The sequence below is a fragment of the Streptomyces sp. NBC_00873 genome, from assembly GCF_045207415.1.
In the GTDB taxonomy this organism is placed as follows: Bacteria; Actinomycetota; Actinomycetes; order Streptomycetales; family Streptomycetaceae; genus Streptomyces.
The window spans coordinates 6,805,955-6,831,033 of the sequence record NZ_CP108803.1 but is presented as its reverse complement, the minus strand read 5'-3'; the positions used below and the strand labels follow the sequence as shown (position 1 = coordinate 6,831,033).

General features: G+C 70.9%; 22 protein-coding genes. 9 read left to right on the top strand and 13 right to left on the bottom strand.

The window, feature by feature from the left end; all coding sequences use genetic code 11:
* Positions 1-20 precede the first annotated feature (20 nt).
* Entirely contained in the window at positions 21-524 is a 504-nt protein-coding gene (locus OH809_RS31525; RefSeq protein ID WP_406515959.1) for a pyridoxamine 5'-phosphate oxidase family protein, read from the bottom strand.
* Positions 525-686: 162 nt separating this feature from the next.
* On the opposite strand from OH809_RS31525, the gene OH809_RS31520 reads away from it, so the two are divergent.
* Positions 687-977: a hypothetical protein gene (locus OH809_RS31520; protein WP_406418510.1), complete on the top strand. Its 291-nt coding sequence runs from the start codon at positions 687-689 to the stop codon at positions 975-977.
* Here OH809_RS31520 and OH809_RS31515 read toward each other — a convergent pair.
* Positions 953-1,546: a HutD family protein gene (locus OH809_RS31515; RefSeq protein ID WP_406418512.1), complete on the bottom strand. Its 594-nt coding sequence runs from the start codon at positions 1,544-1,546 to the stop codon at positions 953-955. The two genes, OH809_RS31520 and OH809_RS31515, sit on opposite strands and share 25 nt — an antisense overlap.
* Positions 1,546-2,265: a vWA domain-containing protein gene (locus tag OH809_RS31510; RefSeq protein ID WP_406418513.1), complete on the bottom strand. Its 720-nt coding sequence runs from the start codon at positions 2,263-2,265 to the stop codon at positions 1,546-1,548. Before OH809_RS31510 ends, OH809_RS31515 begins: the two co-directional genes overlap by 1 nt.
* Before the next feature lie 199 nt (positions 2,266-2,464).
* On the opposite strand from OH809_RS31510, the gene OH809_RS31505 reads away from it, so the two are divergent.
* Complete coding sequence (locus OH809_RS31505; RefSeq protein ID WP_406418515.1) at positions 2,465-3,400, top strand: rhomboid family intramembrane serine protease; 936 nt, start codon at positions 2,465-2,467, stop codon at positions 3,398-3,400.
* 155 nt (positions 3,401-3,555) lie between these two features.
* Here OH809_RS31505 and OH809_RS31500 read toward each other — a convergent pair whose 3' ends face one another.
* The 3 genes from OH809_RS31500 to OH809_RS31490 form a co-directional block, all read right to left on the bottom strand.
* Entirely contained in the window at positions 3,556-5,016 is a 1,461-nt protein-coding gene (locus tag OH809_RS31500; protein WP_406515958.1) for a glutamate synthase subunit beta, read from the bottom strand.
* A complete protein-coding gene (gltB, locus tag OH809_RS31495) occupies positions 5,009-9,619 on the bottom strand; it encodes a glutamate synthase large subunit (protein WP_406515957.1) in 4,611 nt (1,536 codons plus the stop codon). The genes OH809_RS31500 and gltB overlap by 8 nt, the downstream gene beginning before the upstream one ends.
* Before the next feature lie 495 nt (positions 9,620-10,114).
* Positions 10,115-10,849 carry a VIT1/CCC1 transporter family protein gene (locus OH809_RS31490; protein ID WP_406515956.1) on the bottom strand — a complete coding sequence of 245 codons (735 nt, stop codon included), beginning with the start codon at positions 10,847-10,849 and terminating at the stop codon, positions 10,115-10,117.
* A 261-nt stretch (positions 10,850-11,110) separates the two neighbouring features.
* Between OH809_RS31490 and OH809_RS31485 the strand changes: the two genes are divergently transcribed.
* From OH809_RS31485 to OH809_RS31455, 7 genes are read left to right on the top strand one after another with little or no spacing between them, the layout of a single operon-like run.
* A complete protein-coding gene (locus OH809_RS31485) occupies positions 11,111-12,373 on the top strand; it encodes an ADP-ribosylglycohydrolase family protein (RefSeq protein ID WP_406516301.1) in 1,263 nt (420 codons plus the stop codon).
* A complete protein-coding gene (locus OH809_RS31480) occupies positions 12,370-13,608 on the top strand; it encodes an ADP-ribosylglycohydrolase family protein (RefSeq protein WP_406515955.1) in 1,239 nt (412 codons plus the stop codon). The genes OH809_RS31485 and OH809_RS31480 overlap by 4 nt, the downstream gene beginning before the upstream one ends.
* Positions 13,571-14,764: an ADP-ribosylglycohydrolase family protein gene (locus OH809_RS31475; protein ID WP_406515954.1), complete on the top strand. Its 1,194-nt coding sequence runs from the start codon at positions 13,571-13,573 to the stop codon at positions 14,762-14,764. The genes OH809_RS31480 and OH809_RS31475 overlap by 38 nt, the downstream gene beginning before the upstream one ends.
* On the top strand, positions 14,761-16,137 hold the full coding sequence (locus tag OH809_RS31470) for an ADP-ribosylglycohydrolase family protein (RefSeq protein ID WP_406418525.1): 1,377 nt from the start codon (positions 14,761-14,763) through the stop codon (positions 16,135-16,137). The genes OH809_RS31475 and OH809_RS31470 overlap by 4 nt, the downstream gene beginning before the upstream one ends.
* The gene (rbsK, locus tag OH809_RS31465) at positions 16,134-17,018 is read left to right on the top strand and encodes a ribokinase (protein ID WP_406515953.1); all 885 of its coding nucleotides are present in this window, start codon (positions 16,134-16,136) and stop codon (positions 17,016-17,018) included. Before OH809_RS31470 ends, rbsK begins: the two co-directional genes overlap by 4 nt.
* A complete protein-coding gene (locus OH809_RS31460; RefSeq protein ID WP_406418529.1) occupies positions 17,015-18,214 on the top strand; it encodes a CaiB/BaiF CoA transferase family protein in 1,200 nt (399 codons plus the stop codon). Before rbsK ends, OH809_RS31460 begins: the two co-directional genes overlap by 4 nt.
* A complete protein-coding gene (locus tag OH809_RS31455) occupies positions 18,211-19,032 on the top strand; it encodes an HpcH/HpaI aldolase/citrate lyase family protein (protein ID WP_406418530.1) in 822 nt (273 codons plus the stop codon). The genes OH809_RS31460 and OH809_RS31455 overlap by 4 nt, the downstream gene beginning before the upstream one ends.
* A 123-nt stretch (positions 19,033-19,155) precedes the next feature.
* Here OH809_RS31455 and lgt read toward each other — a convergent pair whose 3' ends face one another.
* The 7 genes from lgt to OH809_RS31420 form a co-directional block, all read right to left on the bottom strand.
* Entirely contained in the window at positions 19,156-20,136 is a 981-nt protein-coding gene (gene lgt, locus OH809_RS31450; protein ID WP_406418532.1) for a prolipoprotein diacylglyceryl transferase, read from the bottom strand.
* Between the two features lie 122 nt (positions 20,137-20,258).
* Positions 20,259-21,086 (bottom strand): DsbA family protein, encoded by an 828-nt coding sequence (locus OH809_RS31445; protein WP_406515952.1) that lies wholly within the window; start codon positions 21,084-21,086, stop codon positions 20,259-20,261.
* 76 nt (positions 21,087-21,162) lie between these two features.
* Entirely contained in the window at positions 21,163-21,975 is an 813-nt protein-coding gene (trpA, locus tag OH809_RS31440) for a tryptophan synthase subunit alpha (RefSeq protein WP_406418536.1), read from the bottom strand.
* Entirely contained in the window at positions 21,972-23,258 is a 1,287-nt protein-coding gene (trpB, locus tag OH809_RS31435; RefSeq protein ID WP_406418538.1) for a tryptophan synthase subunit beta, read from the bottom strand. Before trpB ends, trpA begins: the two co-directional genes overlap by 4 nt.
* Positions 23,259-23,393: 135 nt before the next feature.
* Positions 23,394-23,561, bottom strand: a complete 168-nt coding sequence (gene trpM / locus OH809_RS31430; RefSeq protein ID WP_384138729.1) for a tryptophan biosynthesis modulator TrpM — start codon at positions 23,559-23,561, stop codon at positions 23,394-23,396.
* A 59-nt stretch (positions 23,562-23,620) separates the two neighbouring features.
* Entirely contained in the window at positions 23,621-24,430 is an 810-nt protein-coding gene (trpC, locus tag OH809_RS31425) for an indole-3-glycerol phosphate synthase TrpC (RefSeq protein ID WP_266986745.1), read from the bottom strand.
* Positions 24,431-24,545: 115 nt separating this feature from the next.
* The gene (locus OH809_RS31420; protein WP_406515951.1) at positions 24,546-25,061 is read right to left on the bottom strand and encodes a DUF2752 domain-containing protein; all 516 of its coding nucleotides are present in this window, start codon (positions 25,059-25,061) and stop codon (positions 24,546-24,548) included.
* Positions 25,062-25,079 lie beyond the last annotated feature (18 nt).

The following is a 25,079-nucleotide window of genomic DNA, read 5'->3' as shown; positions in this document are numbered from 1 at the left end:
GGCAGGCACCGGCTCGGGCGTCAGGTGATCTCGCGCGGGTTGCCGTCGTCCGCTGCGCGGTGGATCGTGCGCAGCGGCTTGCCCGGGCGCCAGACCTGGACGACCAGATCCTCGTTCTCCACCCCCGTGCTGACGACTTCCGTCAGCTCCGTGCGGAAGAGATGGAACGGCTCCGGCGGCTTCACCTCCTCGATGAAGCGGGCCAGGACGTCGGGGCCGGTCTCCTCCACCGCGTGGCCGCAGACCCGGACGTCGGCGTACTCCATCGCGTCGTCCGGTCCCGGATTGGCGTGCACCGCGAACCGCGGATCGCGCCGCAGGTCCAGCGCCTTGCGCGAGTTCGGCATCATGCCGAGCCACAGCTCACCGAAGCGGAAATTCACCTCCAGCCCGGTCACGCGTGGTGAACCGTCCTTGCGGAGGGTGGCCAGGATGTGGTGTTTATGCTGCTCGAAGCGGGCCTGAACGGTCTCGGCGAAGCCCGGCTCCGCCACCTGGAACGCTGCCCATGAACTCGATGTCATGGTTCCATCGAACCCTTGAATCCCGACATCTTCTGTCCGGATTTTCGGGCCGCCACCGGTTCGGATGCCGTACCGCCATGACCGTGGTGTGCTGTACGAGGCACTTGGCCGTCATCGTGGCGGCGGGGAGGGACTGTTTCCCGCGACCCGAGGTGAAATCCGATGGCAATCTTCGTGCATGCCACTTTGCCGGGCGTCACGGCAGACCAGTACGACGCTCTCGACAAAGAACTCCAGGCGCTTCCCGGCGACGCCTTCGCCGGCTGCCTCTCCCACGTCTGCATCACGACCGATTCGGGCGTGGAGCTCTTCGACCTGTGGGAGTCGCCGGAGGCCGTGGAGAACTTCGGCGCGGCCATGCTGCCGGTCGCCCGGAGGCTTGGCCTGCCGATGCCGTCCGGACCGCCGAAGACCGCGCGGACCCACCATTACCGGGTGCCGGAAGTCGTGTAGCCGTGTCCGCCGGCCGGTGACAGGGTGATCACCAGCGCCCAGCCCTGGGTGCGGAGCACCAGGGGTGCCGCACCTTCCATCAACACCGCGTCGTAGCAGTCGAGTTCGATGTCCCGGCCGTCGAGCGCCGCGCCGTCCTCCAGTGCGACGGCCAGGACCGTGCCGCCCTCCGGCGCCTGCAGCCGGAGGGTGCCGCGTACGACCGCGACCTCCGCCGCCGTACGTTCCCTGCGGTACATCACATTGAGGTTCACGACGGGGCCGCCGAGGAGCTGCCCGTCCGTCTCCAGGTCCCCGGGGAAGTCGTGGGGCCAGTACTGCTCGTCGACGATGTGGTGCTCGCCGCCCACCATGAGGTCCATCCCGGCGCCCTCGACCACGGTCAGCGTGCGGTCGACCCCGGGAAACGAGGAGAACGGCCCGTCCGCGGTCACATCGGCGAGGCTGACCCGCCAGTCGAAGGCGTCCAGCGGTGCGCCCTCGGGGGATGCGGCGATCTCCCGGGTGACTCCCCCGCCGTTCTTCCAGGGCACGGCCGTGCGGTCGGCCGCCCTCAGCACCCGTGGCATCACTTGACGATCCCCTGCGCCCGGGCCGCGGTCAGCCAGCTGGGAAATTCGGCGACGAGCCGGTCGTACAGCTCGGAGTCCAGAACCTGCCGCGGATCGAGTCCGGCGTGGAAGAAGCCGGAGTTGTCGACGGGGCGCCGTGCGGGCACGGCCAGTTCGTCGAGCTTGTGCAGGAAGTCGAACTGCGAGCTTCGCTTGTTTCCGAAGCCGATGAACTGCCAGAACATCGGCAGCTTCGCCGCCTTGCAGAGATAGCGCTCCGCCGCGAGCTTGTTGATCGGGCCGCCGTCGGTCTGGAAGACGACGAGCGCGGGCGCGGTCGAGCCGCTGTCGAGGTAGTGGTCGATGACCGCGTCCATGGCCAGGTGATAGCTGGTCTTCCCCATGTGTCCGAGTCCGGCGACGATCCGGTCGACGCGCCCGACGTGGTTGTCGAGGGCTATGTCGGTGACGGCGTCGATGTCCGTGGAGAAGAAGACGACGGGGACGCGGCCGTCGTCGTCGAGGTGCGCCGACAGGCCGAGCACCCGGTCGGCGAGGGCCTGGACGCTGCCGTCCTTGTAGTACGCCTTCATGGAGCCGGAGTAGTCGAGCACGAGATAGACGGCCGCACGCTCGCCACTGAGCCGGTGCTTCTGCAGGGAGACCCCGGCACTCCTGTAGAGGCTGACGAGCGCGGGCGCGGTCTCCTCGACCTTGCGGAGACTGATGCCGGCCATACGGGGCTCCGTTCCTGAGAGGGGGTTACGAGGTTACGTCACCGTGGTGGACCGGCTGCGGCGTTGTGGACGACCCCGGCCGTTCCCGTCCTGGTCCGTGCCCGCACCCGGCCGCGTCCGCGCGGCCCGCGTTCGCTATGTTGATCGCCGCCGACCCCCACCGGCCGCCCGCAACCGTCCCCCCGTGAAGGAGCCGGCCATGGAGGCCGCTGTCACCACCTGCTACCGCCATCCGTCGTACGAGACCTATGTGCGCTGCACCCGCTGCGACCGCTACATCTGCCCGGACTGCATGCGTGAGGCCGCGGTCGGCCACCACTGCGTGGAGTGCGTGAAGGAGGGGCAGCGGTCGGTCCGGCAGGCGCGCACGGTCTTCGGCGGTGCGGTGTCGAGGACGGCGGTGCCCGTGGTGACGTTCGTACTGATGGGCCTGAACATAGTGGCCTATCTGGCCGAGTTGATGCGCCCCGGGATCGTCGACCGGTTCGGGATGCTCGGCGCGGGTCTGGTCGGACCCCACGGCGGCCAGTACATGTACGAGAGCGGGGACTTCCCCGGGTTCCACGCGGTCGGTGTGGTGGACGGCGAGTGGTACCGGCTGCTGACCGGAGCGTTCCTTCATCTCCCGCCGGGCGGGGCGTCGTTCGGCACGCTGCCGTTCGGGGTGCTGCACATCCTCTTCAACATGTACGGGCTGTGGAACCTGGGCCGCGTCGTCGAGGAGCAGCTGGGCCGCGGCCGGTATCTCGCGCTGTACCTGCTGTCCGCGCTGGGCGGCTCGGTGCTGGTGTACCTGGTCGCGCCGGACGCCCTCACGGTGGGCGCCTCGGGGGCGATCTTCGGCCTGGCGGCGGCGTTCTACGTCATCAACCGGCGCCTCGGCCGGGACATGCAGGCGGTCAACCGGTTCCTGGCCGGATTCCTGATCTGGATGCTGATCTCCGCGGGGTTCACCTCGTGGCAGGGGCACCTGGGCGGGCTCCTCACGGGCGGCATCGTCATGGCCGCGCTCGCGTACGCCCCGGCGAAGCGCCGTACCGCCGTGCAGATCGCCGCGTGCGGGGTGGTCTTCGTGGTACTGGTCGCCCTGGTCGTTCTGAAGACCTCGCAGCTGACCGGCGGCGCCGTGGCGTGAGCGTTCCGCCTGCCCGGTCGTGGCCGGCGCCCCAGGCCCGGACGCGCCACGGCGCCTGCCGAATTCGTCCGGTCGGGGACGGGCAGGCGCCGCGTTCAGTTCCGTACGCCTTTGTACGGGACGTCTGTTGTGGTGATGCGTACTGCTGGTGGTGCTCAGACCATCAGGGAACGGTCCGTCGGGCGGATCGGGGCCGGCAGTGCGCTGGCCCCGGTCAGGAAGCGGTCCACGCCACGCGCCGCGGAGCGGCCCTCGGCGATGGCCCACACGATGAGGGACTGGCCGCGGCCCGCGTCACCGGCGACGAACACACCGTCGACATTGGTGGCATAGTCGCCGTCGCGCGCGACGTTGCCGCGTCCGTCGAGCTCCAGGCCGAACTGCTGGACCAGACCGTTGGCCTGGTCGGTGCCGGTGAAGCCCATGGCCAGGGTGACCAGCTGCGCGGGGATCCGCCGCTCGGTGCCGGGCTTCTGCTCCAGCTTGCCGTCCTTGAACTCCACCTCGACGAGGTGCAGCGCCTGGACGTTGCCGTCCTCGTCGCCCTCGAAGTGGGTGGTGGAGACGGAGTAGACCCGCTCGCCGCCCTCCTCGTGCGCCGAGGTGACCTTGTACAGCATCGGGAAGGTCGGCCAGGGCTGGTTGGCGTTCCGCTCCTCGCCCGGCTTCGGCATGATCTCCAGCTGGGTGACGGAGGCCGCGCCCTGCCGGTGAGCGGTGCCGACGCAGTCGGCGCCGGTGTCGCCGCCGCCGATGACGACGACGTGCTTGCCCTCGGCGCTGATCGGGGAGACCGTCAGGTCGCCCTCCTGCACCTTGTTGGCGAGCGGCAGGTACTCCATCGCGAAGTGCACGCCGCTCAGCTCGCGGCCCGGGACGGGCAGGTCGCGGGAGACGGTGGCACCGGCGGCGATGACGACAGCGTCGTAGCGGCGACGGAGCTTGGCGGCGGCGATGTCCTTGCCGATCTCCACCTCCGTACGGAACTTGGTGCCTTCCGCGCGCATCTGCTCGATGCGGCGGTTGATGTGCGACTTCTCCATCTTGAACTCGGGGATGCCGTACCGGAGAAGACCTCCGATGCGGTCCGCGCGCTCGTAGACGGCGACCGTGTGGCCGGCCCGGGTCAGCTGCTGGGCGGCGGCGAGACCCGCCGGACCCGAGCCGATGACCGCGACCGTCTTGCCGGAGAGGCGCTCGGGCGGCTGCGGGGTGACGTCGCCGCTGTCCCACGCCTTGTCGATGATCGAGACTTCGACGTTCTTGATGGTGACGGCCGGCTGGTTGATGCCGAGCACGCACGCCGACTCACAGGGAGCCGGGCACAGCCGCCCGGTGAACTCCGGGAAGTTGTTCGTGGCGTGCAGGCGCTCGGACGCGGCCGTCCAGTCCTCGCGGTAGGCGTAGTCGTTCCACTCGGGGATGAGGTTCCCCAGCGGGCAGCCGTTGTGGCAGAACGGGATGCCGCAGTCCATGCAGCGGCCGGCCTGCTTGCTGATGATCGGGAGCAGCGAGCCCGGAACGTAGACCTCGTTCCAGTCCTTGACGCGCTCGCCCGCGGGACGGGTCTCGGCGACCTCGCGCCCGGTGGTCAGGAAGCCCTTGGGGTCAGCCATTGGTCGCCGCCTCCATCATCTTCTCGGTGGTCTCCTGCTCGGAGAGACCGGCGAGCTCAGCGGCTTCCTTGGCGGCGAGCACTGCCTTGTAGGTGGACGGGATGATCTTGCTGAAGCGGGAGACACCACCGTCGGCGCTGTCCCACTCGGCAAGCAGCTTCTCGGCGACCGTGGACCCGGTCTCCTCCTGGTAACGGCGCACGACGTCGTGCAGCCACTGCTTGTCGCTGTCGGAGAGCGCCTCGATCGCGCCGAGGTTGCCGACGTTGACGTTGTCGCGGTCCAGGTCGATGACGTACGCGACACCACCCGACATACCGGCGGCGAAGTTGCGTCCGGTCTCGCCGAGGACGACGGCGTGGCCGCCGGTCATGTACTCGCAGCCGTGGTCGCCCACGCCTTCGGAGACGACCGTCGCGCCGGAGTTGCGGACGCAGAACCGCTCACCGGTGCGGCCGCGCAGGAACAGCTCGCCGCCGGTCGCGCCGTAGGCGATGGTGTTGCCGGCGATGGTGGAGTACTCGGCGAGGTGCTCGGCGCGGCGGTCCGGGCGGACGATGACGCGGCCGCCGGAGAGGCCCTTGCCGACGTAGTCGTTGGCGTCGCCCTCCAGTCGCAGCGTCACACCGCTCGGCACGAACGCGCCGAACGACTGGCCGGCGGAGCCGGTGAAGGTGATGTCGATGGTGTCCTGCGGCAGACCCGCGCCGCCGAACTTCTTCGTCACCTCGTGGCCGAGCATCGTACCGACGGTCCGGTTGATGTTCCGGATCGCGATCTGGGCCCGGACCGGCTGGGCGGCCTCGGCACTGTCCGCGTTCAGGGCGTCGGCGGCGAGCTTGATCAGCTCGTTGTCGAGGGCCTTGGCGAGACCGTGGTCCTGCTCGATCAGCCGGTGGCGGACCGCACCCTCGGGCAGCTCCGGAACGTAGAACAGGGGCTCCAGGTCGAGGCCCTGCGCCTTCCAGTGCGTGATCGCACGGTCGGTGTCCAGCAGCTCCGCGTGGCCGACGGCCTCTTCGATCGTACGGAAGCCCAGCTCGGCAAGGATCTCGCGGACTTCCTGGGCGATGAACTCGAAGAAGTTGACGACGTACTCGGCCTTGCCGGAGAACCGACTCCGCAGGACCGGGTTCTGGGTGGCGATGCCGACCGGGCAGGTGTCGAGGTGGCAGACACGCATCATGACGCAGCCGGAGACGACGAGCGGCGCGGTCGCGAAACCGAACTCCTCGGCGCCCAGCAGCGCAGCGATGATGACGTCGCGGCCGGTCTTCAGCTGGCCGTCCGTCTGCACGACGATGCGGTCGCGCAGGCCGTTGAGCAGCAGGGTCTGCTGCGTCTCGGCGAGGCCGAGCTCCCAGGGACCGCCCGCGTGCTTCAGTGAGGTGAGCGGGGAGGCGCCCGTTCCGCCGTCGTGGCCGGAGATCAGGACGACGTCCGCGTGCGCCTTGGAGACACCCGCGGCGACCGTGCCGACGCCGACCTCGGAGACCAGCTTCACGTGGATGCGGGCCGCCGGGTTGGCGTTCTTGAGGTCGTGGATCAGCTGAGCCAGGTCCTCGATGGAGTAGATGTCGTGGTGCGGCGGCGGGGAGATCAGACCGACACCCGGGGTGGAGTGCCGGGTCTTGGCGACCCACGGGTAGACCTTGTGGCCGGGCAGCTGGCCGCCCTCGCCGGGCTTGGCACCCTGCGCCATCTTGATCTGGATGTCGTCCGCGTTGACCAGGTACTCGCTGGTCACACCGAAGCGGCCGGAGGCGACCTGCTTGATGGACGAGCGGCGCGCCGGGTCGTACAGCCGGTCGGCGTCCTCGCCGCCCTCACCGGTGTTGGACTTGCCGCCCAGCTGGTTCATGGCGATGGCGAGGGTCTCGTGCGCCTCGCGGGAGATCGATCCGTACGACATGGCGCCGGTCGAGAACCGCTTGACGATGTCGGAGACGGACTCGACCTCGTCGATGGAGATCGCCTCGCGGTCCGACTTACCGTTCTCATGCGTCTTGAGGGCGAACAGGCCGCGGAGCGTCATGAGGCGCTCGGACTGCTCGTTCACCCGGTCCGTGTACTTCTTGAAGATGTCGTACCGCTTGTTGCGCGTGGCGTGCTGGAGGCGGAAGACCGTCTCCGGGTCGAAGAGGTGCGGCTCGCCCTCGCGGCGCCACTGGTACTCACCGCCGATCTCCAGCGCGCGGTGCGAGGCGGAGATGCCGGAGGCGGGGTACGCCTTGGCGTGCCGGGCGGCGACCTCCTCGGCGACGACGTCGAGTCCGGCGCCGCCGATCTTGGTGGCGGTGCCGTTGAAGTACTTCGTGACGAAGGTCTCGTCCAGGCCGACGGCCTCGAAGACCTGGGCACCGCGGTAGGAGGCGACGGTGGAGATGCCCATCTTGGACATGACCTTCAGGACGCCCTTGCCGAGCGCGTGGATCAGGTTCCGGATGGCCTTCTCGGGCTCGATGCCCTCGATGAACGTGCCGGCCCGGACCAGGTCCTCGACGGACTCCATCGCCAGGTACGGGTTGACCGCGGCGGCGCCGTAACCGATCAGCAGCGCGACGTGGTGGACCTCGCGGACGTCCCCGGCCTCGACCAGCAGACCCACCTGGGTGCGCTGCTTGGTACGGATGAGGTGGTGGTGGACGGCCGAGGTGAGCAGCAGCGACGGGATCGGCGCGTGCTCGGCGTCGGAGTGCCGGTCGGACAGGACGATCAGGCGGGCGCCGTTCTCCATGGCGGCGTCGACCTCGGTACAGATCTGCTCGATCCGGGCGGCGAGGGCCTCACCGCTGCCGCTGACCCGGTAGAGACCGGAGAGCGTGGCGGCCTTCATGCCCGGCATGTCGCCGTCGGCATTGATGTGTATCAGCTTGGCCAGCTCGTCGTTGTCGATCACCGGGAACGGCAGCGTGACGCTGCGGCACGACGCGGCGGTCGGCTCCAGCAGATTGCCCTGCGGGCCGAGCGTGGAGCGCAGCGAGGTGACGAGCTCCTCGCGGATGGCGTCCAGCGGCGGGTTGGTGACCTGCGCGAACAGCTGGGTGAAGTAGTCGAAGAGCAGCCGGGGGCGCTCGGACAGGGCGGCGATCGGCGAGTCCGTACCCATGGAGCCGAGCGGCTCGCCGGCGGTGCGGGCCATCGGCGCGAGGATGACGCGGAGCTCTTCCTCGGTGTAGCCGAAGGTCTGCTGGCGGCGGGTGACGGAGGCGTGCGTGTGCACGATGTGCTCGCGCTCGGGGAGATCCTCGAGGTCGATCTCGCCGGTCTCCAGCCACTCCTGGTACGGCTGCTCGGCGGCGAGGCCCGCCTTGATCTCGTCGTCCTCGATGATGCGGCCCTCGGCGGTGTCGACGAGGAACATCTTGCCGGGCTGCAGGCGGCCCTTGCGGACCACCTTCGCGGGGGCGATGTCCAGGACACCGACCTCGGAGGAGAGGACGACAAGGCCGTCGTCGGTGACCCAGTAGCGGCCGGGGCGCAGACCGTTGCGGTCGAGGACCGCGCCGACCTGGGTGCCGTCGGTGAAGGTGACGCAGGCAGGGCCGTCCCAGGGCTCCATCATCGTGGAGTGGTACTGGTAGAAGGCGCGCCGGGCCGGGTCCATCGAGTCGTGGTTCTCCCACGCCTCGGGAACCATCATCAGCACCGAGTGCGGCAGCGAGCGGCCGCCGAGGTGGAGCAGCTCCAGGACCTCGTCGAAGGAGGCGGAGTCGGAGGCGTCCGGGGTGCAGACGGGGAAGATCCGGTCGAGCTGCTCGCTGCCGCTGTGCCCATGGTCGGCAGAGCCGAACGCGCTCGACGCCAGCTGGGACTCGCGGGCCTTCATCCAGTTGCGGTTGCCCTTGACCGTGTTGATCTCGCCGTTGTGCGCGACGAAGCGGTACGGGTGGGCGAGCGGCCAGCTCGGGAAGGTGTTCGTGGAGAAACGCGAGTGGACCAGCGCGACCGTGGTGGCGAAGCGGCGGTCGGAGAGGTCCGGGAAGAACGGCTCCAGCTGCCCGGTGGTGAGCATGCCCTTGTAGACGATCGTGCGGGCGGAGAGCGAGGGGAAGTACACCCCGGCCTCACGCTCGGCGCGCTTGCGCAGCACGAAGGCCTTGCGGTCGAGCGCGATGCCGGCGCTCGTACTGTCGGCAACGAAGAGCTGCCGGAACTCGGGCATGGTGGCGCGGGCGCCGTTGCCGAGGAAATCGGGGGTGACCGGGACCTCGCGCCAGCCGAGGACCTTGAGGCCCTCCTCGGCGGCGATCTTCTCAAGCTTCTGGACGGCCTCGGTGGAGTCGTCCGCGGGCAGGAAGGCGATACCGACGGCGTAGGCACCGGCCTCCGGGAGGTCGAAGGGGACCTCTTCCCGGAGGAAGGTGTCGGGCACCTGGAGCAGGATTCCGGCGCCGTCACCCGAGTCGGGCTCGGATCCGGTGGCGCCGCGGTGTTCGAGGTTGCGCAGTACGGTAAGCGCCTGCTCGACCAGCTCATGGCTGGCCACACCGGTCAGAGTGGCCACGAACCCGACGCCACAGGCGTCGTGCTCGTTACGGGGGTCGTACATCCCCTGCTGGGCGGGGCGACCGTCCATGGGCGACCAGGCGTCGGAACGCATCGGCTCTCCCGTCGTCGTCGTGGCATATGCAGTGCCGAGGGACGACGTTGGCCCTCTGCGAAATTTCATCCAGGTTTACATAATGGGGCGCTTCTCAAGAAGCGGATAATCCGTTCCAACATGCGGACACCGCTCACGGAGCGGCGGGGCTTGGGTCGCAGTCGGAGGATCGGCGCCCGGGGGGACCGCAGAGAGCAGGCGTCGTTGCCTGCGGTGTCTACGGCTCATGCCCGGCGGAAAAGGAATCGAAACCGCCGAGTAACGGCTACTCATGCGGAGCCCTGTATAGAGACTCATTTTACGTACGCGGAGGGGTTCCGCCCAGAGGCGCCGGCCAAGACGTACGTCACACGGATGGCGCCCGGGTTACGGGCATGATCCCCGCGCACACCCCGGACCGTCCACGCGCAATGCCGGACAGGCGCCGCCAAGGACTTCCGGCCGCCTTGCGATCGCACGCACCGGACGGTCCTATGGGGCTTGCCGGGCACGGCACTAGCTCCCGACGGCCACGCCGAACACCATGCCCAGCCCGTACGTGACCGCCGCAGCCGTACCACCGAGCACCAGCTGCCGCAGCCCGCTGAACCACCAGCTGCGCGCCGTCACCCTGGCCACCACCGCGCCGCAGCCGAAGAGCCCGATGAGCGCCAGCAGCACCGCGGGCCACAGGGCGTGCGCTCCGAGCAGATACGGCAGTACGGGCAGCAGCGCACCCAGCGCGAACGCGCCGAACGACGACACAGCGGCGACGAGCGGCGACGGCAGACCGCCCGGGTCGATGCCGAGCTCCTCGCGGGCGTGTATCTCCAGAGCCTGCTCCGGATCGCGGGACAGCTGCCGGGCGACCTCGCGGGCGAGTCCGGGCTCGACGCCGCGGGACTCGTACAGCGCGGCGAGCTCTTCCATCTCGTCCACCGGGTGCTTGCGCAATTCGCGGCGCTCGACGTCGAGTTCGGCCTCGACGAGCTCTCGTTGCGAAGCGACGGAGGTGTACTCGCCGGCCGCCATGGAGAACGCGCCGGCGGCCAGGCCCGCCAGACCGGTGATCACGAGAGTCTGCTGGGACACCGAGCCGCCCGCGACGCCGGTCATCAGCGCGAGGTTGGAGACGAGCCCGTCCATCGCACCGAAGACCGCCGGGCGCAGCCAGCCGCCGTTCACATCACGGTGGGTGTGGTTGTCACGGTGCGCCTCATGCAGGACGGCGTCGGTCTCGATGATGGACACAGCTCTCCCCTTCTCCGGCAGCGGAATTCACTCGCTCCGCCCCCTCAACACCATCGAAAGTACGCACGAAAAGAGCCCCCCGCCAGCAAGCCAGGCCGTACTTACCTGCCCTCTGACCAGGTAAGTACGGCCTGGCTCAGGAGAGGGATCCCGTCATCCGACTGGCCCTTTTGTCACGCTTATCGGCCTTTGTCGGGTCTCCGCGTGGCACAGATCGGACAGGCACGAGAACTGGCTCGGTACGAGCGAAGGGTCGACGCGATGGAGTCGATTGCGGGTAATCCGGCAGCGCGGCGGACGGGCCGTACGAGCGCGGGCGGAACGGACGCGGGCAGTGCGGGCGCAGGCGGTGCGGCGGAGGCCACAGGGTACGACGCGGACGCACCCGGCACGGGCCGATCAGCCCATGCGGACCACCCGGACGATGCCGAGCGCCTCGACCGGGCCGACCGGGCCCGCGGCGCGCTCCTGGGGCTCGCCGTGGGTGACGCCCTGGGCGCACCGGCGGAGAACCTGCGGCCGTCCGAGATCCGCCGCCGCTGGGGCCGGATCGAAGGCTTCGTCAGCGACGACCCGGCAGGCACCGATGACACGGAGTACGCGATCTTCTCCGGGCTGCTGCTCGCCCGGCACGGTTCGGCGCTGACCGTCACCCATGTCGAGCGGGCCTGGCACCTGTGGATCGCCGACCTGGACGAGGGGCCGTTCCGCGGCGCCGGGTTCAGCGAGCGCGGCACGCTGGAGAACCTGCGCCGGGGTCTTGCCGCCCCGATCTCCGCCCAGCACCGGCACGCCTGGAGCGACGGACTCGCGATGCGGGCGGCGCCGTTCGGTGTGTTCGCGGCGGGCCGGCCCGCGGAGGCCGCGCGCCTGGTCGCGGTCGACGGCCGGGTCAGCCACGACGGCGAGGGCATCTACGGCGGCCAGGCGGTGGCGGCCGGAGTGGCCGCCGCGATGGTCGGTGCCGGGGTCGCGTCCGTGATCGCGGCCGCACTGTCCGTCGTACCGATGGACTCCTGGACGGCGCGCTCGCTGCGCCGCGCGGTGGCGGCCGCCCAGCGCGCGTATCCCGACCGCCTCACCACGGAGCGGGCCGTGCGCTCCGCGGTGGTGGTCGGCGGTTATCCATGGACAGATCTGGCGCCGGAGGCGGTCGGCCTGGCGTTCGGCGCGTTCGCGGCGGCGCGCGGCGATTTCCGTACGGCGGTGCTGACCGCGGTCAACATGGGCCGCGACGCGGACACGACGGCGGCCGTGGCGGGCGCGCTGGCCGGGGCACTGCACGGGGTGTCCGCGATCCCGCGGATCTGGGGCGAGGCGATCGGACCGGTCCGGGGCAGCTGTCTGCCGTCGATGCGGGGCTACCACGTCCTGGACATCGCGGAGCTGCTCACGCCGGACGAGACGGACGAGGCGGACCCGATGGGCGGGGCCGGCAAGGCGGCCGGGGCAGCTGGCAGCACAGGCGAACCGGCGGCCGGGACAGTCGGCGGCACAGGCGAACCGGCGGTGGTGGTGTCATGACCACTGCACGCGACACTCGCCGCACCAGCGACCCCGCTTCCCTTCCTGCCCTGCCCCTGCCCGGGCGCCGCGCCCGGATCGAGGGACTGCTCCTCGGGCTCGCCTCGGGGGATGCCGCGGGGTGGCCCGCCGCGCGCCACCGGGCGGCCCGGATGCCGGAGTGGACCCGGCGCCTCACCCGGGAGCTCGACACCTTCGCCGAGCAGAACGCCACCACCACCCTGCCCGTGCCGATCGCCCTCAACCAGCCACCCGAGCCGCTGCGGCTCGGGCCGTCGGACGATGCCGAATGGGCCGCGTTCGCCGCCGGGACCGTGCTCGCCTCGGAGGCGGGGTCGCTGCACCACCTCTCCCCCGAGCGCCGGATGCGGGCCGCCATCGACCTCTCCTGGAACGCACTGGCCGCCGAGGTCGCCGCGGCTGCCGCGCAGGCGCCGGAGGTCGAGTCGGCGGTCCTCCCCCTGCGCGCCCGGATCTCGGTCCGGGCCGGGCTCGGCAATCTCGCCGCCGGGCTGCGGCCGCCCGCCACCGGCCACGACAACCCGCACTATTTCGACGATGCGGCCTGTGTTAGGGCCGCCGTGCTGGCGGTCGTCCACCCCGGCGAGCCCGGACCCGCCGCCGAACTCGCCGAGTTCGATGCCCGATACACCCAGGACGGCGACGGTGTGCACGGTGCCCGTGCGATGGCCGCCGCGATCGCCGAGGCGCTGGGCGGGGCCGATGTCGACACCGTGGTGAACGCCGCACTCGCCCAGCTCCCCGACGGCACCGAGATCGCCCGCAATGCCGCCCACGCCGTCCGGATCGCCCGGGACTTCGTCGGCGAGGCAGCGGGCGCCTTCGCGCTCGTACCGGTGCTGGAGCATCAGATCGTCGATCATGTGTACAGCTACGGGATTGCTGCCGCCGAGACCGTGCCGGTCGCGCTCGCCCTCGCCACCGCCGCCCGGGGCGAGATCGCCCAGGCCATTCCGGCGGCGGCCTGTCTGTCGCGGGTCGCGGACTCGGCGCCTGCCCTGGCCGGTGCGCTGACCGGCGCGCTCGGCGGTATCGCCGCCGTCCCGGACGGCTGGCGCGAGGCCTGCCGCACCCTCGCCGGGTGTGCGCTGCCCCGACTCGCGGGCACGGATCTCATCGAACTCGCCGGGCTGCTGACAGACACGGAACCAGCCCCTCCGGGTGGACAATTCGGGCATGACGCCCATGAAGCTCATGACGCCAACGGGGAATAGACCACCCACCGCGCTCGCCCTCGACGAACGGATCAGCGGCGCCCTCGTCGGCGCTGCCGTCGGCGACGCGCTCGGCGGCCCGGTCGAGGGCCGGTCCGCCGAGCAGATCGTCGAACGCCACGGCGGCCGGGTCACCGGCATCGTCGGCCCCTGGGACGGCGACGACTGGCGAACCGCCCGCCCCATCGCCCCGTACTACAAGGGCGACGGGCACGTCACCGACGACACCTTGATGACCCATGCGCTGGTACGGGTGTACGGCGCCGTACGGGACCATCTCGACGCGTACTCCGTCGCCGACCACCTCGTACCGGAGCTGATCGCGAACCCCCGCTGGATTCCGGAGCTGCAGGCCGAGGCGCTGCCACTGCAACGGGTCTTCCTCGCCGAGAAGTGGATCGTCGCCCGGCTCCACTACGGCCATGTCGATCCGCGCGAGGCGGGCTCCGGAAACATCGTGAACTGCGGTGCGGCGATGTACATGGCGCCGGTGGGGCTGGTCAACGCCGCGCATCCGCGGGCCGCGTACGCCGAGGCGCTGGACCTCACGGGCGCCCATCAGTCGTCGTACGGGAGGGAGGCGGCCGGGGTCTTCGCGGCGGCCGTCGCCGCCGCCTGCGCCCCGGACGCGACGCCCGCCACCGTCGTCGACACCTGCCTGTCGCTCGCCAAGGACGGAACCCGGGCCGCCATCGAGGCCGTGTGCGAAGTGGCCGTCCGGCACCAGGACTTCGAGACGGCGCTGGCACCGCTGCGTGCCGCGGTGGCCCCCTTCGACACGGTCGGACCCGACTACCGCTCCCCGTCCCTCGGCGCCCGCCGACCCTCCCGGCTGCACGCCATCGAGGAGCTCCCGATCGCCCTCGGGATGCTGCTCGTCGCGGACGGCGACTACCGGCACGCGGTGCTCGGATCGGTGAACTACGGCCGCGACTGCGACTCGATCGCCACGATGAGCGGCGCGCTCGCGGGCGCGCTGCACGGCGAAGCGCCGATCCCCGCCACCTGGGTGAAAACGGTGGCAGAGGCCAGCCGCCTCGATCTGCACGCACCGGCGCGGACGCTGACGGACGTCGCCCGCGAGGTGTTCGTACGGGACACCGCCCGGCGGCGTGCGCACGAGGCGGCGTTCGCGACACTGGCAGGCACGCCATGACCGTGCGGGTCACCTGGGTGCAGCCCGAGGACCTGATCGGGCACGAGCTGCGCCAGGCGGCCGAGGACGGCCGGGACGGGCGGCACATCGAGCGCCGGTGGTACGCGGCGGGCGGCGCACCCGCCCCGGAGCGCGCGGGCGCATCGAAATCCCCCGCGCCACCCGCCCTGCGCGCGCTCGCCGAGCGCCTGCTCGACGAACTCGCCGGGCTCACCTCGCCGCTGCATGTCGACGAGCCGACGGATCTCGCCGCGATCCGGGCGGCCTGCCCGTACTGGCCGGCGCCCCGCACGGACCCTCCACCGGCCGGTACGGCCCCGCTGGAGGCGGCGTGGCTGGGGCGTGCGGCCGGCTGCCTGCTCGGCAAACCCGTCGAGAAGCTGCCCCTCGCGGGGATCCGTGCGCTGGCCCGGGCCACCGGGAACTGGCCGCTCGCCACCTGGTTCACCGCGAAGGGCCTGCCCGCCGAACTGGCAGCCGCCCACCCCTGGAACCGTCGCTCCGCACCCACCTCGCTCGCCGAGAACATCGACGGGATGCCGGAGGACGACGACCTCAACCACCCGCTCCTGACCGTGCTGTTGATCCAGCGGCACGGGCCTTCCTTCGATACCGCCGATCTCGCCCGGCTCTGGCTCGACGAACTCCCCGCGGGCCGTACGTTCACCGCCGAGCGGGTCGCGTACCGCAATCTGCTCGACGGCATCGAACCGCCGGACACCGCCCGCCACCGCAACCCGTTCCGGGAGTGGATCGGCGCCCGGATCCGCGCCGACGTGCACGGCTGGACCCACCCCGGCGACCCGGCGACCGCCGCCGAGCAGGCACACCGGGACGCGGTCCTCACACACACCGGCAACGGTGTGTACGGGGCGATGTTCACCGCCGCGGCGCTCGCCGAGGCGGCCGGTGGCGACGCGGATGTGCACGACTGCCTGGCGGCCGGTCTGCGCGTCGTGCCGCCCCGCTCGCGGTTTGCGCACGCGGTCCGCACCGGGATCGACGCGGCCCGCGGTGAGGAGGACTTCGACGAGGTCGTCGACCGGCTGCACGCCGAGTTCGGCGCGTACCACTGGGTCCATGTACTGCCCAACGCCGCGCTGCTCGCCGCCGCCCTCACCCACGCCGACGGCGACTTCTCCGGCTCCATCTGCCGTGCGGTGGCAGGCGGTTGGGACACCGACTCGAACGGTGCGACCGCCGGCTCACTGACCGGTCTGCTGGCCGGCCGGCCCGGGGCGCTGCCCGACCGGTGGACCGCCCCGCTGGGGAACCGGCTCGCCACATCCGTTCCCGGATTCGACTCCATCGGCTTCGACACACTCGCCGAAATGACCCACCGGCTCATCCACGAGGAGGCACGCCGCCCATGACCGGCATCGCGGTGCTCGGCAGCACCAATATGGACCTTGTCACCTACGTCGCACGGGCTCCGCAGCGCGGAGAGACCGTCTCCGGACGGGAGTTCCGCACCGTCCCCGGCGGCAAGGGCGCGAACCAGGCCGTCGCCGCCGCCCGCGCGGGCGGCGACGTGATGATGATCGGCGCGGTCGGTGACGACGCGTACGGGGCGCTGCTGCGGTCCGGACTGGAGCACGCGGGCGTGGACACCGACCTGCTGCACACCGCGGAGGGCCCCAGCGGCACCGCGCACATCGTCGTCGACGACGCGGGCGGCAACTCGATCGTGGTGATCCCCGGCGCCAACGGCACCGTCACCTCCCTCGGCCCCGGTGAGATGGCCGCCATCGCGGGTGCCGACCTGCTGCTCCTGCAACTGGAACTGCCGCTGTCCGCTGTGCTGGAAGGGGCGCGGGTCGCCCATGCGCAGGGCGTACGGACAATTCTCACCCCCTCCCCCGTGCAACCGTTGCCGGACCAACTCTTCGACACCATCGATCTCTTGATTCCCAATGAGCACGAGGCCGCCGAGCTCTCCGGGCACGTTGAACCCCACGCGGCGGCGGACATCCTGCTCCGGCAGGTCCCCGAGGTCGTCATCACGCTCGGGGCGAAGGGCTGCCTGTACGCGTCCCGGGGCACCGAAAAGATCCACTTCCCCGCGCCCGAGGTCACCGCCGTGGACACCACCGGCGCCGGGGACACCTTCGTCGGCACGCTCGCCGTGGCGCTCGGCGAGGGGCGTTCCGTGCCGGAGGCACTGGCCTGGGCGTCGTCGGCCGCCGCACTCTGTGTGCAGAAACCGGGTGCCTCGACCTCCATGCCGTACCGCAGCGAGATCGACGCCGCATGACCGCGCCCGGGGAAGCGCCCCTCACCGGTCTGCGGGTCCTCGACCTCGCCACGCTCTTCGCGGGCCCCCTCGCGGCCACCATGCTCGGCGACTTCGGCGCCGAGGTGATCAAGGTCGAGCATCCGCGCAGGCCCGATCCGTCGCGCGGGCACGGCCCGGCGAAGGACGGCATCGGTCTGTGGTGGAAGCTGCTCGGTCGCAACAAGCGCAATCTGACCCTCGACCTCTCCGCTCCCGGCGGGCGCGACGTCCTGCTGCGGCTGGCCGCATCCACCGATGTGATCATCGAGAACTTCCGGCCGGGGACGCTGGAACGGTGGGGCATCGGCTGGGAGGAGCTGCACGCCGTCAACCCGCGGCTGGTGCTCACCCGGGTCACCGGCTTCGGCCAGTTCGGTCCGTATGCGCACCGCGCCGGCTTCGGCACCCTCGCCGAGGCCATGAGCGGTTTCGCCGCGATCACCGGGGAGCCGGACGGGCCGCCGACCCTGCCGCCCTTCGGGCTCGCCGACTCGATCGCGGCAATCGCCACGGCGTACGCCGTGATGGCGGCGCTGGCCGGGCGGGACCGCACCGGGGAGGGGCAGGTCGTCGACATGGCGATCATCGAGCCGATCCTGACCGTGCTCGGCCCGCAGCCGATCTGGTACGACCAGCTCGGATACGTCCAGGAACGCACCGGTAACCGCTCGCGCAACAACGCCCCACGCAATACGTACCGCACGTCCGACGGTCAGTGGGTCGCCGTGTCCACGTCCGCCCAGTCGATCGCCGAACGGGTGATGCATCTGGTCGGCCGCGCGGAACTGATCGACGAGCCGTGGTTCGCATCCGGCGCCACCCGCGCCGACCACTCCGACGAACTCGACGAAGCGGTCGGCAGCTGGATCGCCCGGCACACCCGCGACGACGCGATCTCCGCGTTCGAAAAGGCGGAGGCAGCCATCGCGCCGATCCATGACATCCGGGACGTGATGGAGGACCCGCAGTACCGGGCCCTGGGCTCGATCACTGAGGTCCCCGACCCGGAACTGGGCCCGCTGCGTATGCAGAACGTCCTCTTCCGGCTGTCCGGGACCCCGGGGGCGATCCGCTGGGCGGGCCGGCCGCACGGCGCGGACACCGACGAGATCCTCACCGGGCTCGGCCTGACCGATCCGGAGATCGCCGCACTGCGCGCGGGGACCGTGCTGTGACGGCGGCGGCAGCGGTGCCTCTGACCTGGCTGTACGTCCCCGGGGACCGGCCGGACGTGGTGCGCAAGGCGCGCGACTCGGGCGCGGACGTGGTGATCGTCGACCTGGAGGACGCAGTCGCGCCGGACCGTAAGGCGTATGCACGGTCCGCCACCGCCGAACTCCTCGCCGAGCCGCTCGCCGGCACGGGCGGTGTGCCGATGCACGTCCGGGTCCACACCGAAACCGACATCCTGGCCCTGGCCGGACTGCCCGGCCTGGCCGAACTGCGGCTGCCCAAGATCACGCATGCCGCGACCGTCCATCACATCGCGGCTCTGGCCCCCGGCGTCGCGCTCTGTCCGCTGCTGGAGTCGGCGCTCGGCATCGAGCACGCGTACACGATCGCGGCGTCCCACTCCCAGGTCCGCTCCATCGCCATCGGCGAGATCGATCTCCGGGCCGATCTGGGCGTACGGGACGACATGGGCCTGGACTGGTCGCGCAGCCGAGTGGTGGTTGCCGCCCGCGCGGCGGGGCTCGCCCCGCCGACCCAGTCGGTGTTCCCGGACGTCCTGGACCTGGACGGGCTGTGGCAGTCCTGCGTGCACGGGAGGGCGCTGGGGTTCGTAGGCCGGGCGGCGATCCACCCCCGGCAGCTGCCGGTCATCGAACGGGCATTCCGGCCGACGGCGCAGGAGATCGAGGCGGCGCAGGAGATCGTGGCGGCGGCACTGACGGACGCGGGTGCGCTGGCGCTGCCGGACGGCCGCTTCGTGGACGCGGCGGTGGTGGCCTCGGCCCGCCGGACGCTGGCGCTGGCGGAACGGGTGGGGTGACGGCGGAAAATCCGGCCCCTCCGGCGATCGAGGAGCAGGGGTCCGGGGGCGCAGACCCCGGTGGGGGAACAGCGAAAGGCCCCGAGCCGTTTGGTTCGGGGCCTTTCGTACAGATGGGTGGCGTCAGGTTTTCTTCGCTGCCTCTGCGGTGCCGTTCTTCTCCGGCACCTCCGCATCGGGCGCTTCCGCATCGGGCGCCTCCGCATCGCCGACGGGGTCGCCGTCACGGTCCGTGTCACCGGCGGCATCCGCGTCGGGCGCCGCGTCCTCGACGCCCTCGGTGTCCTCGGCCACTCCCGGCTCGACGACCTCCTCGCGCCCCGGCCGTACCTTCGCCGAGATCACGATGTACGTCACCGCCAGCACGAACACGATGAGCGCGGTCCACACGTTCAGGCGCAGGCCGAGGATGTGGTGCGCCTCGTCGACCCGCATGTACTCGATCCAGGCGCGACCCGAGCAGTACGCCGCGACGTACAGCGCGAACGCCCGCCCGTGTCCGAGCTTGAAGCGGCGGTCCGCCCAGATCACCAGCAGGGCGACGCCCACGCACCACAGCGACTCGTACAGGAACGTCGGGTGGTACGTTCCGGCGACCCGGTTGGGACCTTCGCTGATCTTCAGTGCCCACGGCAGATCCGTCGGCTTGCCGTACAGCTCCTGGTTGAACCAGTTGCCCCAGCGGCCGATCGCCTGGGCGATGGCGATGCCGGGGGCGAGCGCGTCGGCCCAGGCGGGCAGCGGGATCCCTCGACGGCGGCAGCCGATCCAGGCGCCGACCGCGCCGAGCGCGATCGCGCCCCAGATACCGAGGCCTCCCTGCCAGATCTTGAAGGCGTCGACCCAGTTCTCACCGTCGCTGAAGTACAGCTGGTAGTCGGTGATGACGTGGTAGAGCCGGCCGCCGACGAGACCGAAGGGCACGGCCCAGACGGCGATGTCGGCCACCGTGCCGGCTCTGCCGCCCCGGGCGATCCAGCGCTTGTTGCCGAACCAGACGGCGACAAACACACCGATGATGATGCAGAACGCGTAGCCGCGAAGCGGGATCGGGCCGAGATTGATCACGCCGGTCGACGGGCTGGGAATGTAGGCAAGGTCCATGACAGGGTCGACGCTACCCTGCCGGGCGGGATGTGCGGCAACCCGCCCGACAACTTCTGGGTAACGAGCCGGTCATCCATTCCCCACCCCGGCCGGCCCGAAGCCCACGTCCGCGGGGTGCATCAGGAACCGGACGGCGACGGGGTGACCTTCGCCGACTTCTTGCCCTTGTTCGCCTCGGCGACCCACTTCTTCAGGTTCGCCACGGTGATCGGTTCGTTCCCCTTCTTCGGGAAGATCGATTCACCGTTGAGGAGCGCGGTCGGCGTGCCCTGGAATCCACCGTTCTGGAACGCGGTGTTGGACTTCTGGACCCAGGTGTTGTGCGTGCCGTCCTCCACGCAACTGCGGAAGGCGGGCGTGTCGAGGCCCTCGACCTTGCCCGCCAGCTCGATCAGCTTGCTGCTCTTGCCGAAGGCGTCGTCGGACTCCGGCGGCTGATTGCGGTAGAGGACGTCGTGGTATGCGGAGAACTTCCCGACGTCCTGTGCGCAGGCGGCCGCATTGGCCGCGTCCAGCGATCCGGTGCCGCCGAGATTGCCGTCGATGAGCGTGGCCAGGTGGTACTGGACCTTGACCTGTCCGGTGTTTTCCAGCTCGTGGATCGTTTCCCGGAGCGCATTCTCGAACTGGGCACAGACCGGGCAGCGGAAGTCCTCCCAGACCGTGAGCGTGGACGGGGCGTCGTCCGCACCCACCTGGATGACCAGGCTGTCCTTGCCGGTCGCTCCCGACGGTGCGACCGCGGGCCCCGACTCGCTCGCCTTGTTGCCCTTGCCCCCCGAATTCGCGGCGATCACGCCGATGACGGCGGCCAGCGCCAGCACACCCACCACGGCGGCCGAGATGATCAGCGTGCGCCGGCGGCGCTCGCGCACCTTCTCCTGCTCGCGCTGCTGGACGAGCCGGTCGCGCGCGGCCCTTTTTCCCTCTTGGTTCTTCTCACTCACACCCGCAGCAACGAACCGGGGAGGCACGTGCGTGCCTCCCCGGCCCCAGGTCCACCCGGATGGATTACACCCGATGTCAGCGCTTTCGAACGCCTTCGGCCAATTCGCCCGCCAATGAGCGGACCGCGGCGAGACCGGACGCCTCGTCGGGGGCGTCCAGGATCCGCTTGACGAAGGCGGAGCCGACGATCACCCCGTCGGCGAAGACGGCGACCTCGGCGGCCTGCTGGGCGTTGGAGACGCCGAGGCCGACGCAGACCGGGAGCCCGGTCGTGGCGCGGGTCCGCCGGACCAGGTCCTGGGCCTGCTCGCCGACCGATTCGCGGGTGCCGGTGACCCCCATCAGCGAGGCCGCGTAGACGAAGCCGGAGCCGGCCGCGGTGATGGTGGTGAGGCGCTCGTCCTTGCTGCTCGGTGCGACGACGAAGACGGTCGCGAGACCGTGCTTGTCGGCGTGTTCGCGCCACACCGAGGACTCCTGGACCGGCAGGTCGGGCAGGATGCACCCGGCGCCGCCCGCCTCGGCGAGCTCGGCGGTGAACCGCTCGATGCCGTACCGGTCGATGGGGTTCCAGTACGTCATGACAAGGATCGGGGCGCCGGTCGCCTCGTACGCCTCGCGGACCGTGCGCATCACGTCGGCGATCTTCACGCCACCGCGCAGAGCGATGTCGTCGGCTGTCTGGATGACCGGCCCGTCGAGCACGGGGTCGCTGTGCGGCAGGCCCACCTCGACGACATCGGCGCCACCGGCGACGACGGCCTTGACGGCCTCGATGCCGCCGTCGACCGTCGGGAACCCGGCCGGCAGGTAGGCGATGAGCGCGGCACGGTCCTCCGCCTTGGCGGCGGCGAGGGCTGCGCTCAACAGCTTGATATTGCCACTCACTTGGCGTCCTCCTCGATCTCGGCGTCGCCGTTCCCCGCGTCCGCCTCGACGGTCGCGTCCGCCTCGTACAGCCCGAAGTAGCGGGCCGCCGTGTCCATGTCCTTGTCGCCGCGGCCGGACAGATTGACCACGAGCAGTCCGTCCTTGCCGAGCTCCTTGCCGACCTCCAGGGCTCCGGCCAGCGCGTGGGCGCTCTCGATGGCCGGGATGATCCCTTCGGTGCGGGAGAGCAGCAGCAGCGCCTGCATGGCGGCACCGTCGGTGACCGCGCGGTACTCGCCGCGGCCGATGTCCTTGAGGTACGCGTGCTCCGGGCCGATGCCCGGGTAGTCCAGACCGGCCGAGATGGAGTACGGCTCGGTGATCTGTCCCTCGTCGTCCTGGAGGACGTAACTGCGCGAGCCGTGCAGGATGCCGGGCTCGCCCGCGGTCAGGGTCGCCGCGTGCTCGCCGGTCTCCACGCCGTGTCCGGCGGGCTCGCAGCCGATCAGCCGGACGTGCGCGTCCGGGATGAAGGCGTGGAACAGGCCGATGGCGTTGGAGCCGCCGCCGACACAGGCGATCGCGGCGTCCGGCAGCCGGCCGGTCCGCTCCAGGACCTGCCGGCGGGCCTCGACGCCGATGACACGGTGGAAGTCGCGGACCATCACCGGGAAGGGATGCGGGCCGGCGACCGTACCGAAGAGGTAGTGGGTGCGGTCCACATTGGCGACCCAGTCGCGGAACGCCTCGTTGATGGCGTCCTTGAGCGTGCGGGAGCCGGACTTCACGGCGACGACCTCGGCGCCGAGCATCCGCATCCGCGCCACGTTCAGCGCCTGCCGCTCGGTGTCGATCTCACCCATGTAGATGGTGCATTCGAGGCCGAAGAGGGCGCACGCGGTCGCGGTGGCGACGCCGTGCTGGCCGGCGCCGGTCTCGGCGATGACCCGGGTCTTGCCCATGCGCTTGGTGAGCAGCGCCTGACCCAGCACATTGTTGATCTTGTGCGAACCGGTGTGGTTCAGGTCCTCGCGCTTGAGGAAGATCCGGGCGCCGCCTGCGTGCTCGGCGAAGCGCGGCACCTCGGTCAGCGCACTGGGCCGGCCGGTGTAGTTGACCATGAGCTCATTGAGCTCGGCGGCGAAGGCCGGGTCGGCCTTGGCCTTGTCGTACTCGACGGCGACCTCGTCCACGGCGGCGACGAGCGCCTCCGGGATGAACTTGCCGCCGAACGCGCCGAAGTAGCCCTCGGCGCTGGGAATCAGACCCTCGGGGTCCGGAATGAAGAAGTCAGATGACATCCGACGTGCTCCTCGTCATGGCAACGGGTGGGTTCACCGTATGCGCCGTCAGCGGAGCGCCGCCGCGACCGGGGACGGTCGGACGGTGCGGTCGTACGTACGAGAGGGTGGTGCGAGTACGTCGGCCGGGGCTCGCTACAGCGCGGTCCCCGTGCGCCATCGCATGCCGTTTACCTGGCCGGGCTCGTCGCCGATCACGTACCGCACCCGCCGTCCGTGCACGCGGCGCGCGGGGGCGCGGCAGCCACGGGGGCGGCAGCCGCGCGCCAGCGGCGCGTGCGGGTCCCGGGCAGCCGTCACCATGGCCAGGCGCAGGCGCGGCCGGGTGCGGGGCAGGGGACGATCGGCGGACATGGTGCGGGTCAGCCCCGTCCGTGCCGCAGGGCCGGGTGGGCGCCCGCGGCGACCAGGTCGGCGACAGCGGCCCGCGGGTCGCGGCCGGTGACCAGGGACTCGCCGACGAGTACGGCGTCGGCGCCGGCGTTGGCGTAGGCGATGAGGTCGTGCGGGCCGCGGACGCCGGACTCGGCGACCTTGACGATGCCCGCCGGGATCTCGGGGGCGACACGCTCGAAGGTGGAGCGGTCGACCTTGAGGTCCTTCAGATTGCGCGCGTTGACACCGATGATCTTCGCTCCGGCGTCGACGGCGCGCTCCGCCTCCTCCTCGTCGTGCGCCTCGACCAGCGGCGTGAGGCCGATGGACTCGGCGCGCTCGATCAGGGAGACGAGGGCCTCCTGGTCGAGGGCGGCGACGATCAGCAGGGCGAGGTCGGCGCCGTAGGCGCGGGCCTCCCAGAGCTGGTACGAGGTGACGATGAAGTCCTTGCGCAGGATCGGGATGTCGACCTTGGCGCGGACGGCTTCCAGGTCGGCGAGCGAACCGCCGAAGCGGCGCTCCTCGGTGAGGACGGAGATGACGGACGCGCCACCGGCCTCGTAGTCCGCGGCGAGCGCGGCCGGGTCGGCGATCGCGGCCAGGGCCCCCTTGGAGGGGCTGGAGCGCTTGACCTCACAGATGACGGTCACGCCCTCGCCGCGCAGGGCGGCGACTCCGTCCTTGGCCGCCGGAGCGCGCGCCGCGCGTTCCTTGAGCTCGTCGAGGCTGACACGCGCCTGCCGCTCTGCGAGGTCGGCGCGGACGCCGTCGATGATCTCGTCGAGCACACTCACGCGAGCGGCCCCCTTCCGGGACGGTGATGAGGGAACAGGATCAGCCATCTCGATGGTATCCGCAGGAGGGCCGAGGGCCCGCATCCGGCCGCTGAATGTCCCATCAGCTGGGCATTCACGGCGCCAGCACTGATCCGAACGGCAGATTCCGAGCCACGGTGAAGATCAGCAGCACGGCGCCGATACCCCACCAGTAGGCCGGTGCGAGGTTGATCCGTACGGGCATTCCTCTGCTCGCGCGGACCATCCAGACCACCCAGACGGCGGCGAAGATCGCGTAGCCGACGACGGCGAGGGCATTGGAGCCGAAGGCGGCGGCGATATCGCCGTGGGCAACGGCGTGGGCACTGCGCAGCCCGCCGCAGCCGGGGCAGAACAGGCCGGTGACCTGCAGCATCGGGCAGACCGGGTAGTGGCCCGGCTGGTTGGGGTCGACGGCGCCGACGTAGCCGAAGGCCGCGATGACGGCCGCCATGACCGCCACCGGGGTGGCGAGCCGCCGGAAGGGTGATGCGGGCACGGGCGCCGGCGGGAAGGCCGGCGCGGGCTGACCGGGCGCCGGTACGAAAACCGGCGCGGGCTGCTGGCCGGGCGGGCCTGGTGCGGCTGCGGGAGAAGGCGAGGCGTCCACCCGGTGATTGTCCCCGCT